This is a genomic window from Leeuwenhoekiella sp. MAR_2009_132 (assembly GCF_000687915.1).
Classification (GTDB): Bacteria; Bacteroidota; Bacteroidia; order Flavobacteriales; family Flavobacteriaceae; genus Leeuwenhoekiella.
Genome location: NZ_JHZY01000004.1, coordinates 2017983 through 2030819, shown reverse-complemented (window position 1 = coordinate 2030819; position 12837 = coordinate 2017983). Strand labels below are relative to the sequence as shown.

Annotated in this window: 12 protein-coding genes and 1 pseudogene; 5 read left to right on the top strand and 8 right to left on the bottom strand. The window is 35.2% G+C overall.

What is annotated here, in order from left to right:
- Positions 1-4: 4 nt before the first annotated feature.
- Positions 5-202 (bottom strand): annotated as a pseudogene (locus P164_RS17130) (D-aminoacyl-tRNA deacylase); the annotation flags it as partial.
- A gap of 474 nt (positions 203-676) precedes the next feature.
- Between P164_RS17130 and P164_RS17125 the strand changes: the two are divergent.
- Together P164_RS17125 and P164_RS17115 are read left to right on the top strand one after the other, a co-directional pair.
- Positions 677-886 carry a hypothetical protein gene (locus P164_RS17125; protein ID WP_028377544.1) on the top strand — a complete coding sequence of 70 codons (210 nt, stop codon included), beginning with the start codon at positions 677-679 and terminating at the stop codon, positions 884-886.
- Between the two features lie 597 nt (positions 887-1483).
- Positions 1484-2146 (top strand): ATP-binding cassette domain-containing protein, encoded by a 663-nt coding sequence (locus tag P164_RS17115; protein ID WP_028377542.1) that lies wholly within the window; start codon positions 1484-1486, stop codon positions 2144-2146.
- A 16-nt stretch (positions 2147-2162) separates the two neighbouring features.
- Here P164_RS17115 and dtd read toward each other — a convergent pair whose 3' ends face one another.
- The gene (gene dtd, locus P164_RS17110) at positions 2163-2615 is read right to left on the bottom strand and encodes a D-aminoacyl-tRNA deacylase (RefSeq protein WP_028377541.1); all 453 of its coding nucleotides are present in this window, start codon (positions 2613-2615) and stop codon (positions 2163-2165) included.
- A gap of 23 nt (positions 2616-2638) precedes the next feature.
- The gene (rsgA, locus tag P164_RS17105) at positions 2639-3595 is read right to left on the bottom strand and encodes a ribosome small subunit-dependent GTPase A (RefSeq protein ID WP_028377540.1); all 957 of its coding nucleotides are present in this window, start codon (positions 3593-3595) and stop codon (positions 2639-2641) included.
- Positions 3596-3812: 217 nt separating this feature from the next.
- Between rsgA and P164_RS17100 the strand changes: the two genes are divergently transcribed.
- Positions 3813-4460, top strand: a complete 648-nt coding sequence (locus P164_RS17100) for a hypothetical protein (protein WP_028377539.1) — start codon at positions 3813-3815, stop codon at positions 4458-4460.
- 70 nt (positions 4461-4530) lie between these two features.
- Here the strand turns inward: P164_RS17100 and P164_RS17095 are convergent, their stop codons facing one another.
- From P164_RS17095 to P164_RS17080, 4 genes are read right to left on the bottom strand one after another with little or no spacing between them, the layout of a single operon-like run.
- The gene (locus P164_RS17095) at positions 4531-5622 is read right to left on the bottom strand and encodes a bifunctional 3-deoxy-7-phosphoheptulonate synthase/chorismate mutase type II (protein ID WP_028377538.1); all 1092 of its coding nucleotides are present in this window, start codon (positions 5620-5622) and stop codon (positions 4531-4533) included.
- 28 nt (positions 5623-5650) lie between these two features.
- Positions 5651-6511, bottom strand: coding sequence for a prephenate dehydrogenase (locus P164_RS17090; RefSeq protein ID WP_028377537.1), 861 nt, complete (start codon positions 6509-6511; stop codon positions 5651-5653).
- Between the two features lie 48 nt (positions 6512-6559).
- The gene (locus P164_RS17085) at positions 6560-7708 is read right to left on the bottom strand and encodes a pyridoxal phosphate-dependent aminotransferase (protein WP_035899966.1); all 1149 of its coding nucleotides are present in this window, start codon (positions 7706-7708) and stop codon (positions 6560-6562) included.
- Entirely contained in the window at positions 7708-8529 is an 822-nt protein-coding gene (locus tag P164_RS17080) for a prephenate dehydratase (RefSeq protein WP_028377535.1), read from the bottom strand. Before P164_RS17080 ends, P164_RS17085 begins: the two co-directional genes overlap by 1 nt.
- Before the next feature lie 442 nt (positions 8530-8971).
- On the opposite strand from P164_RS17080, the gene gldA reads away from it, so the two are divergent.
- Positions 8972-9865 (top strand): gliding motility-associated ABC transporter ATP-binding subunit GldA, encoded by an 894-nt coding sequence (gene gldA, locus P164_RS17075; RefSeq protein WP_028377534.1) that lies wholly within the window; start codon positions 8972-8974, stop codon positions 9863-9865.
- Between the two features lie 9 nt (positions 9866-9874).
- On the top strand, positions 9875-10924 hold the full coding sequence (locus P164_RS17070; RefSeq protein ID WP_035899965.1) for an endonuclease/exonuclease/phosphatase family protein: 1050 nt from the start codon (positions 9875-9877) through the stop codon (positions 10922-10924).
- 645 nt (positions 10925-11569) lie between these two features.
- Here the strand turns inward: P164_RS17070 and P164_RS17065 are convergent.
- Complete coding sequence (locus P164_RS17065; protein WP_028377533.1) at positions 11570-12826, bottom strand: cation:proton antiporter; 1257 nt, start codon at positions 12824-12826, stop codon at positions 11570-11572.
- Positions 12827-12837: the final 11 nt, after the last annotated feature.

Here is a 12837-nt window from a genome sequence, read left to right as displayed (position 1 = left end):
TAAACTATTCTCTGTTTTTAGAATCAATTGTAATAGTTACCGGCCCGTCGTTGATGATGGAAACTTTCATATCGGCGCCAAATTCACCTGTTTTAATCCGTTTACCAAGCTTCTGAGAAAGTGCTCCTACAAAATTTTCATACAGTGGAATTGCAATTTCGGGTTTCGCGGCATTTAAAAATGAAGGTGTATTTCCTTTTTTTGGTAGAAATTAAATCTATATTTTGAGACTAAACATTTTAAATCAAGAATTAGAACGCTATTAAAGGTTTTCAAACCGCTTTAACCGGGCTTTTAACTCAGTTATTTGTTCATCTTTCTCTTTTATGCGTAATTCGTATTGCGCTATAAGCTTTTCTGAAAGTTGGTATATAACATTGGTACTATTATCAGTGCTGCAATGTTGTTTTTATCCTTCGCTACAATCTTTTGAGAAGATATTAATTCATAGATATCGGTCTCTAGCTCCGTAGCTAATCGTTCTAAAAGTTGAATGTGTAGTACAGATTTGCTACTCTCAATATTACTTAAGGTGGCTTGGGCGATTAGTACGCGCTCAGCAAGGTATTATTGAGACAAATTATTTTTATCCTTTTTTTATAATTATCATATTTAACGACATTTTTTATAACTCACAACAATAAATTAACTATCTTTAACTTAAAAATTTCATTTTATGAAAAGTTTAAAATTACACGAAATGGAAAATTTAAATGGAGGTAATCGTTGTGATAATGCTAGTAATTCCATTATAATAGCTGGCTTAATTGCCGGTACTGCAGTAACTGTTCTTGCTATGGGTGCTGGCTGTTTAATTGGGGTTGCAATTGCTACGGGTTCATTAGCAAACTGTCATAATGGTTGGTTGAGTGATATGATTGGGTAAATAATATAGGAACAAAATAATCATGAATAAAAACCTCCCGATACTTTTAACGTTGATTGGAATTATATTAATTGCATCATTGACATATACTTTTACCTATGCTCAAGGAACTAGTTTTGACAGCATGCTATTAATTATTTTTGCTCTGGTTATCTCTTTACTTACTGGTATAAGATTTTATTTTAAGAACAAGTCTAATTGATTTTAGTAATAAATTTCAAAAACACTTATTTGAAATCCCAAATAAGTGTTTTTGAAATTTAGTAATATGAAGTATAATTTTATATTGTTGGTTATTCTAACATTAGCCCTAAGTTGGTTTCCAAAAAACTATTACACACAGAAGCACTTATTTTATCTAATCTGGCCGATACTCTAACTACTGATCAATTAAATGATGTAGTTGCATCGACTTCTAAATGGCAATGGGTAGGTAATTTATAGATCCCCGTATTTCTTTTTATAAAAGTCTTTATCTTAGCTGCAATCATTAATACTTGACTTTTTTTCATAAATGTATCTATAAAATTTAAAGCTCTTCTTAAAATAATAAGCTTAGCCGAGTTTATTTTTCTTCGATTTGCTGGTAAAAAACAGTTGTTTTCAAATGTATCTATAGAATTGGAAAAGGGTAAACTGGCCGCTTTAGTTGGAGAAAGCGGTAATGGCAAAAGTACTATTGGGCAAATTCTTCAAGGTTTTTATAAAATAGAAAGTGGAACTGTTCTATTAAATGGTAATCAAGACTTAGAAGCGGTTTCCCTAGAAAGCTACCGAGATTATATAGGGGTTGTACCACAAGACATCCACATTTTTCCGGGTACCGTAATTGACAATATCCTTCTCGGGAGCGACGTAAATTTTGACAGGTTAAATGCCTTTCTTAAGGAATATAGTTTTGATCAACTTTTTGCCAAATTCCCACAAGGTGTAGCTACAATTTTAGGTGAAGAAGGCATCAACCTCTCTGGTGGACAAAAACAACTCGTGGCATTTGCACGCGCACTTTATAAAAATCCAGATTTACTTACCCTTGATGAAGCTACTGCGGCAATGGATAGGAATACAGAAAATTTTATCCTCAAGATTTTGGGTAAAATAAAAAGCGATTGTGCTGTGTTATTTATTTCACATCGTCTTCACAATTTGCCAAAAATAGCCGATACGATCTATGTACTAGAAAACGGTACAATTCAAGCTTCTGGCAATCATGATCAACTTCTTGAAAGCATCAATTTCTATAGCGAATACTGGCTTTAAAACATTTAGATCAGGACTACTCTCTGTTTTTAGAATCAATTGTAATAGTTACTGGCCCATCGTTGATGATGGAAACTTTCATATCGGCGCCAAATTCGCCTGTTTTAACCTGTTTGCCAAGCTTCTGAGAAAGTACTCCTACAAAATTTTCATACAGTGGAATTGCAATTTCGGGTTTCGCAGCATTTAAAAATGAAGGTCGATTTCCCTTTTTTGTAGATGCAAATAAAGTAAACTGACTTATTAAAAGTATTTCGCCATTTTGATCAATAATACTTTCATTCATTAAACCCTCGGCATCACTAAAAACGCGAAGGCCACATATCTTTGAAGTTAGCCAGTCAATATCAGACTCATTGTCATTAGGCTCAATACCAAGAAGTATCATAAAGCCAGAAGCTATTTCTCCTTTGATAACATTATCTATAATTACTGAAGCTTCGCTTACCCGCTGAATAACTACTCGCATATTTTAAATTTAGGGAATGTAACTTAGGGCTGAGGTTGATCATAAACATTACGCCGGTAATTTTCCTCATCTCCTTCAATAATCTGTTTGTAGCTTTGATAACGTGACCAGCTTAATTGGTCATCTTCAAGAGCTTCTTTTATTGCGCATTTAGGTTCTTCAAGGTGTAAGCAATTATTGAATTTGCATTGATCTTTTAACGCAAAAAACTCAGGGAAATAATTACCTAACTCTTCCTTTTCAATATCAACAACTCCAAAACCTTTTATTCCTGGAGTATCTATTATACGGGCGTCAAACGTAAGATCATACATCTCTGCAAAAGTAGTTGTATGTTGACCTTGCATATGCTGACCGCTTATTTCTTTAGTTTTTAAATCTAATGAAGGCTCTAGTGCATTGACCAGCGTAGATTTACCCACACCACTATGCCCCGAGAACATACTGGTTTTACCCAGCATTAATTCTTTGACCTGATCTACATTTTTACCGGTTTTTGCAGAAACACCAATACAGGTATACCCTATTTCACGGTACATTTCGGCCAGATATTTAACCTCGCCAAATTCTTCATCATTTAACGTATCTACTTTATTAAAAAGCAAAACAGCTTTGATATGATAAGCCTCACACGTAACTAAAAATCGATCTATAAATGCAGTAAATGTAGGTGGATTGTTAAGCGTAACAACTAAAAAACACAGATCTATATTTGCAGCAATAATATGCGTCTGCTTTGACAAATTTACAGATTTACGTATGATGTAATTTTCTCGTTTGTCTATATCTTTAATAACTCCCGTTACAGCATCACTGGTCTGCTCTAACTCAAACACAACCGTATCGCCTACCGCCACAGGATTTGTACTTTTTATACCCTGCATTCTAAAGCGGCCCTTAATACGGCAATCGTAAAATGTGCCGTCTTTTGTTTTAACGCTGTACCAACTTCCGGTAGATTTGTAAACCGTTCCTTTCAAAAATTATTTTTAAATAATGAGTTTGTAAAACTACTTTATTTTAAAGAACTCAAATAGTTAAAGCGTAAAATACATTAGCGGTAAAGCGCTTTAGATTAAAAAAATAAAAGAGATTGAGTCAAAGTCATAAAACGCCTTTATAAAATAATTTTGAATAATACTAATTTGAAAAGTCATTAGTTTTGTGGTTATTGCGAACCAAACAATAACCTCAAATATGAAAAAAATTACACAATTCCTTTTTCTAGTTACTTTTTTAAGCGGATTTATCGCCCAGTCTCAAACGCATTTATATGAAAATCCAAAGTTTGACGAGCTAGCCAAAGACCATAAAAACATTGCTATTCTACCTTTTAAAACAAAAATAGAATTACGCCCCAAGCAGATGGAAAAGTTAGAGCCCGGTCAACTGGAAGAGATGCAATTAAGCGAAGCTGAAAGCCTCCAGGACGCTATGTATTCCTGGTTTCTTAAACGTAAAAAAAGAGGAACCCTCGCAATAGAGGTACAACAACCATCACGTACAAAGGCTTTATTATTGAAGCAAAACATCAATGCAGAAAATATAGAAACCTATACTCCAGAAGAACTTGCTCAAATTCTGGAAGTTGACGCCATCATATCTGGCACTTACGACACTAACAAACCTATGTCTGAGGGGGCTTCTATTGCATTAGGCCTTTTAATAGGCTTCTGGGGAAGTACAAATTCTGCGATTGTAAATATGAATATTAACAATGCAGCAGATGGCGAGTTACTATGGAATTACAATAAGAAAGTTTCCGGAAGCTTTGGAAGCAATTCTGACGATCTCATAAATGTTTTAATGCGTAAAGCCTCTAGAAGACTGGCATACACAAAATAGTCTCTAAATTTAGAAATAATAAAAAAGGCGCTCATTGAGCGCCTTTTTTATTATTTCAATCATATGAAGATTATGCCTCTTCCATTCTCGAAATTTTCTTTTGGTGATTAATAGATTCCTGGTGAATCGCTTTAAACACGCGTAAAATAAACTCTTCACTTAAGTTATTTTTCTCTCCTTCTAAGATCATTGCTCCCAAAATCTCATTCCATCGTTTAGATTGAAGTATCGCTACGTTATTTTGCGTTTTAAGCTCCCCTATAGAATCTGCAATTTTCATACGCTTACCCAGACTTTCAATAAGTTGATGATCTACAACATCTATTTGTGTACGTAATGTATTTAATTTATTATTAAATTCTGCAGCAGTACCTTCTTCCTTACGTATTTTCAAATCTTTCATAATTTGAACCAGTGTAGAAGGGGTTATTTGTTGTGCAGCATCACTCCATGCATTATCAGGATCGTAATGCGTTTCAACCATAATACCATCGTAATTAAGATCAAGACCTGTTTGACACAAATCAAATATAATATCACGACGACCTGCAATGTGAGAAGGGTCTAAGATTAGAGGTAAATCAGGAAATTTATCTTGTAAATCTACTGCAACCTGCCACTCAGGGTTGTTACGGTAACGGGTTTTCTCATACGTAGAGAACCCTCTGTGTATTACGCCTAAATTTTTAACATCTTGCGTATAAAAGCGCTCAACAGCTCCTAACCACAATGCTAAATCTGGGTTTACCGGGTTTTTAATAAGTACGACTTTATCTGTGCCTTTTAAAGCTTCTGCAATTTCCTGAATGTTGAATGGAGAAACAGTAGTACGTGCACCTATCCATAAGATATCTACATCATGCTTAAGAGCTAGTTCAACATGGTTTGGGTTTGCTACTTCTGTAGTTGTAAGCATACCGGTTTCTTCTTTTGCTTTCTGAAGCCACTTTAAACCTAAAGCTCCTACTCCTTCAAACATTCCCGGGCGCGTACGCGGTTTCCAGATTCCTGCTCTAAATACAGTTGCGTCTGTATCTTTTAATTCATGTGCTATTTTTAGCACTTGTTCTTCGGTCTCTGCACTACAAGGTCCTGCAATTACCAGAGGATGATCCAGATTGAATGCATCTAACCAGTTTCTAAGTTCTTTCTTGTTTTCCATATCCTACAAATTTACGGCATTTTGCCAATTACGATAATCCTTTAAGTATTGATTTTATGTGGTTTGTATTTTCCATTTCGTTATAAACCTCCTCATAGTCGCCGGCTTCAAGAACGTTTTTGAAATGTGTTAAATTGTTTATGTATTCGGTAAGGCTTTCTAAAACATTAGCCTTATTCTCTTTAAAAATAGGGGTCCAGGTTGCCGGATTACTTTTTGCTAGTCGTACTGTAGAAGCAAAACCACTACCCGCCATATCAAAAATATCTTTTTCGTTTTTCTCTTTTTCAATAACGGTTTTGCCCAGCATAAAACTGCTTATGTGCGACAAATGTGATACGTATGCAATATGTTTATCGTGTGAATGCGGATTCATATAGCGAATACGCATTTCTAAAACTTGAAACAACTGCATTGCCTTAGCCAGCAATACTTCGTCTGTCTCTTCTATCTCACAAAGAATCATTGTTTTTTCTTTAAACAAATTTTCTATTGCTGCAGAAGGTCCAGAAAATTCTGTACCTGCGATAGGATGTGCTGCTAAAAAATTAGCGCGTTTAGGATGGTTGCGTACGGCATCGCAAACGCTTCCTTTAGTAGAGCCTACATCTATAACAAGCGCTTTGTCTGCTACTGCATCAAGAACAGGCGGTAAAAACAAATTAGCCTGATCTACCGGTATTGCAAGAATAACAAGGTCTGCCTGGCTCAATGCTTCAAATCTTGAGGAATGATCAATCACACCAAGACCTACTGCTTCTGTTAAATGATTATCGCTACTGTCTATACCATAAATTGTACTCTCTGGTAATATGCGCTTTAAATCGCGCGCAATAGAACCGCCTATAAGCCCTATACCTAAAACAAATATGTTTTTAAAATCTTCCAAGTTGACTTGTTTTATTGCTATTCTTAACTTCTTTGATACCCCGCAAGCTTAAAACCTGCTAATCGCTTCTCTAATTTTATCTTCTGTTACGCAAAGCGAAAAACGTATATATCCTGCTCCCTGTGAGCCAAATATGGTTCCCGGGGTTATAAATATGCTTTTCTCTAAAAGAATGTCATCTATAAAAGATTCTGCATCTGATGCTCCTTCCGGCAGTTTTGCCCAGATAAACATACCCGCTGCCTCTTTATCATACGTACATCCCAGAACATCTGCAAGTTGCCACATAAGCTCTCGCCTTGATTTATAAACCGAATTAAGTTCATTAAACCAGCGCTCCCCTTCAGTTAAAACCGCTGCTGCACCTTTTTGAATTCCGTAGAACATACCGCTATCCATATTACTTTTTACGGTTAGTACTGCGTTTATATAATCTTCTGCACCCAGTAACATACCCACGCGCCAGCCAGACATGTTAAATGACTTACTCAAAGAATTAAGCTCAAGCGCCACTTCTTTTGCTCCTTGAATACTTAGAATACTCTCAGGATTATCATTTAAAATAAAGCTGTACGGGTTATCATTAATCAAAAGAATATTTTGAGCTTTTGCGAAGGCAATTAATTTTTCAAAATCTGCTGTAGTAGCCTTAGCCCCTGTTGGCATATGAGGATAATTAACCCACATCAACTTAACCTTACTCAAATCTAACTTAGCAAGCTCTTCGTAATTAGGCATCCAGTTATTTGCCGCATCAAGATTGTAATACACAGGCTCAGCCTCAAGCAAATTAGTTACCGAAGAATAGGTAGGATAACCGGGATTAGGTATTAAAACCTGATCACCCTGATTAAGAAATGCCATGCTTATGTGCATAATGCCTTCTTTAGACCCCATTAAGGGTAAAATCTCTGTTTCAGAATCTAAGGTTACTGCATACTTACTCACATAAAAGTCGCTCATCGCTTTTGTAAGTTGAGGCAAACCCTTATAACTCTGATACTGGTGTGCAGGCGCATCTAGTAAAGATTGTGTGAGCGCATCTATAACGTGAGGCGGAGGTGGCAAATCTGGACTACCTACACCCATATTTATGATAGGTTTACCTGCCGCTGCAAGCGCTCTTACCTCTTTAAGCTTACGCGAAAAGTAATATTCTGAAGTCTGCTGTAAACGTTTAGCCGATTCTATAATCATTATTTCCGATTTTTATATTCTCCGAGAACTTTAAACTCTGCAGCCATTATAGCCAATAATTTTTTTGCCTTATCAAAATCTTTATACTCTTTAAAAGTCACATCAACAAAAAAAGAATACACCCAGGGCGTTTCAATAACTGGTAACGACTGTATTTTTGTAAGGTTTAATTTGCAATCACTCATCACGTTAAGTACCGCTGCCAGACTGCCTCTTTTATGATCTGTCAAAAATTTAACCGAAGCTTTATCAGGTACATCAGTATCTGTACGCCCATTATTATTCAGAATAAAAAAGCGTGTTGAATTGTCTTTAATGGTTTGCATGTTTTCTGCTAAAATCTCTAAACCATAAATTTTTGCTGCAGTGACACTGGCTATTGCTGCTACATTTGTCAATTGACCCTCGGCGATGCGTTTTGCCGCTCCTGCTGTATCATCATCTTCAACAAGGCGTATGTTACTTTTATCTTTAAAAAAATCTTTACATTGTAATAAAGCCATGGGGTGAGACCATACTTCTTTAATATTTTCGAGAGTCTGCCCGGGCATCGCCATTAAATTTTGACTTATAGGCAAATAATGCTCACCTTCAATATTTAACTGGTGATAGTCTATTAGTGCATAATTAGGTATGATGCTTCCGGCTATAGAGTTTTCTATTGCCATTACTGCATCTGTACTTTCACCTTTTAAAAGACTATTAACCACATCCTGAAAATTGCGGCAAGCCACAACCTCAACATCTTCGCTAAAAAAATCCTGAGCTACCTTATGGTGAAAGGATCCTTCAATTCCCTGTATGGCTACCTTATGTTTCACAGATGCGTATTTAGTTTTTAAGTTTCAGTTTAAAACAAAAAAAGTCCCGATTTTTTAAATCGGGACCTATATGATATATCAATACTATACGATTATAGCGGTCCCGTTTCTCTCAGAAAGAAAAAGAAATAATAACGGTTATAAAAGTAAGGTACGTTGAACATGTGTTGTTTCTGTTTTACGGTGCTAAAGTAATTAAATAATTAGGAATCTTTTAAAATGCGACTAACTTTTACAGATAATCAATTAAATAGCTCATTTTATTAGACTAAATCAAATTAGACCTTTAAAAAACATCCTTTTTTTAGTGATAAAGCTTTTGTTAAATCAAACTCTCCAAATTATTAAGTAAATCATTACGTATTTTAAGTATTTAGAAAGATAAGGCTGTTGCCTATTTGCTTAATTTTAGCCACCCAACCAAAAATAAAATGCGCAGCTTATGTCTATTGTGGTAAATGCCATCTCAAAAAATTATGGAACGCAAAAAGCGCTTGATGCGATCTCCTTTAACATACAGAAAGGAGAGATTACCGGGTTTTTAGGACCTAATGGAGCCGGTAAGAGCACGATGATGAAAATACTTACCACCTATCTAAAGCCCACTTCAGGTGATGCATTAGTAAATGACTATTCTACGAAAACACAACAGCTTGAAGTTCAAAAAAGTATAGGTTACCTGGCGGAAAATAATCCGTTATATCCTGAAATGTATATTAGAGAATATTTAAAGTTTCAGGCAGATCTTAATAATGCCCCAAAAGAGCGCATTGAGGAAGTTATAACGCTTACCGGTTTAACTCCCGAAATCACTAAAAAAATCAAACAGCTAAGTAAAGGTTACAGACAACGTGTGGGTCTTGCTGCCGCACTAATAAATGATCCCGAAGTTTTAATTTTAGACGAGCCTACAACAGGTTTAGACCCCAATCAGTTAAAAGAAATACGATCGCTAATAAGAACTATTGGTAAAACTAAAACCGTTTTACTATCTACACATATTATGCAAGAGGTTGAAGCGATTTGCGATCGTGTGATAATAATTAATAAGGGACATATTGTAGCAGATAAAAAACTTGATAATCTTAAAGATGATAAGGAGCAGGTTATAGAAGTAGAATTTGATTATCGTATAGAAGAAGTGGCTTTACTACAACTCCCTAAAGTAATATTGGTTAAAAACACAAAAGGATTTGTTTATGAAATTACTTTTGAAACAATAACAGATATGCGACCGGTAATTTTTGATTTTGCACACGACAATGGTCTTAAAACCTTACAGCTTACCAAAAAGAATCGTTCATTAGAACAACTTTTTCAAGAACTCACCAGCTAACAACACACTATGGTATTTTATGCTTTTGCCCTTTTTCTAATTCTCATTGCCCTACTGCCCCTAACGCAGGGAACACACTGGGTAATACGCGGCTGGGATTTTATACGGGTTCAAACCAGTTTTTTACAACTTTTAGTTATTATATTAATTGCTGTATTTGCTTTTCCTGAAGCAACCTGGGAGTATATTGTAGCGGCTTGTCTAATCGCAACGCTTTTATTTCAAGTTTATAAAGTATTCCCATACTCGCACTATTACCCTATACGTGACAAAAAGCCTGAAAATCCTGAAAAACTTCAACAAATAAGCCTACTCACATCTAATGTTTTACAAACCAATACAGATTACGATAAACTTATAAAGCAAGTTGAAGAACATCAACCAGATTTGTTACTGGTGATGGAAACCGATAAAAACTGGGAAACCGGATTAAAATCTCTTGAAGAAAACTACCCGCATATTGTACCTGTACCACTAGATAATTTTTACGGTATGCACCTTTATAGCAAGTATGAGTTAGGGGACACTCAAGTAAATTATCTTGTCGAAAAAGATATCCCATCTATATTTACAAAGGTTTATTATAATCATGAATCGTTTATAAATCTTATTTGCGTACACCCTGCTCCTCCCAGTCCTACCGAAAATGAAACATCAGAAGAACGCGATGCTGAACTTCTAATAATAGGAAAAGCAGTGCGGGAATTAGAGAGTCCTGTGATTGTTTGTGGCGATTTAAATGATGTAGTATGGTCTAGAGTAAGTAGACTATTTGCTAAAATGACCGGTTTAATTGATCCTAGAATAGGCCGAGGACTCTTCCCTACCTTTCATGCAGATCACTGGTATTTAAGATTTCCTATAGATCACTTATTTCATTCTGAAGATGTTGTGGTAGATAAGATGAAACGTTTACCGCACGTGGGTTCAGACCATTACCCTATGTTCTTTACTTTCTGGCTTGAAACCGAAGAAATCATAGAAAAACCCGAATTAGATGAAGAGACTAATGAAGAAATAGAAGAGCGTATAAACGAAGGACTTGAAAGCGCAGAATAAGAAACTAGAAAGCCCCCTTTCGGGGGCCTGATTGCCAGAAAATTATGTTCATCTCTGAACGAGTCCCTAAACCCAATCCTGACATTACTATTTATTCACACAAATTGATGTAAAATACTTGTACAAAAGTATAAAATTATAATTAATAATTATTAAAATATTTAAAAGTGTTTTAATAACATTAAATCACTAAAAATAATTTAACGTCAATCACCTCTTTATTTATAAGTGCTTAAGCAAAACATTAGCTTTCAAATTGAAACAACCAACTTATGTTTAGTTTACAAGTTTGATTGAATCTCACAAATTTCTTGTATGAGATAACTCAATTTATAATTATCACTAATTACTTCATTTATACTTAAACATTTGAACTTACAGATAAAGGGTATTCTAAGCATTCAGAAAGTATCTTCTTATAGATTTACAATAAGATTATTAGCAAGCCTTTTTCCGTTGAAAAATGAAATGCATATTCCGTTTTACTTTATGAGCATTATTTTGCCACGATTTAAAAATGGCGCTCATAGCCCTACAGTATTATACATCTCAAATATATCATATTGGCTGATATATTTACATGTAATCGGTATTAAAATAAATAAAATGATTATGATGTAAGTTTAAGATTACAAAAAAATCATTTTAATTTGATTTTTCAAGTGTACTCAACCCTAATTTTTCAATCACTTTTCCTACAGTTAGACCTTGAATTAATATGGAAAATATGACAATCACATAAGTGATGATTAGAAATAAGTCGCGGTGCATATCTGCTGTTAAACCGAGTGCAAGTGCTATAGATATTCCTCCTCGCAAACCACCCCACGTCATTACTAAATTAGTTTTTGGCGCAAAATTGAGATGCTTCTCAAAAAACGTTATAGGCAGCAGTAATGATAGATATCTACATATAAGAACTACGGGTATTGCTATAAGACCGGCAACTATTGCACTAAAATCTAGAGTGAGCACGAGCATTTCCATACCTATGAGAACAAATAGGATGGTATTGAGTAATATATCTATTAGCTCCCAAAATTTATCTACATAAGTCTGTGTAAGCTCTGACATTGTATGTTTGCGTGCTGTGTCATTACCCACAAGTAGACCTGCAGTAACCATCGCTAAAGGCGCAGACATATGTAGTTGCTGAGCTAGAACAGTACCACCCATTACGGCGGCAAGCGTGATTATAACTTCAATATCATAATCGTCTATAGACTTTAAAAGCCTGTAGGTAACCCAGCCAATAGCAAGACCTAAACCTATACCTCCTAAAACTTCCAGCCCAAACAGTTTAACTATTTCACCTGCGGAAACAGATTCAGTAGAACCCGCAATTTTAAATAGCGTAAGAAACACAACAACTCCTACGCCATCATTGAAAAGAGATTCGCCGACAATTTTAGTTTCTAAATTTTTAGGTGCTCCTGCCTTTTTAAGTATTCCCAAAACTGCGATAGGGTCTGTAGGAGAAATTAAAGCTCCAAAAAGTAAACAGTATATAAAATCAATCTGTAAACTCAATAATGCAGTCACCCCGTAAAGAGCGACCCCTACCAGAAATGTGGAAGTTAAAACACCTATTGTTGAAAATACTAAAACTGGCCAACGTTGTACTCTAAGTTGTTCAAAATTAGTATGCAATGCTCCTGCAAAAAGCAGAAAACTCAGCATACCATCTAGCAAAACACTTTCAAAATCTATACTTTTAATTATAGCTCTCTCTGCATTTAGCAATGTATCGTTTACCGTACCTAGAATAACAACCGCTACCGTAAACAGTAGTGTAATCAACATCAAACCTATGGTATTAGGCAATTTTAAAAACCGAACATTGATGTAACCAAAAACTGCTGCAAGAACTACCAGAATAGTTACGATAAGAAAATAATCCATAATTTAGGTAG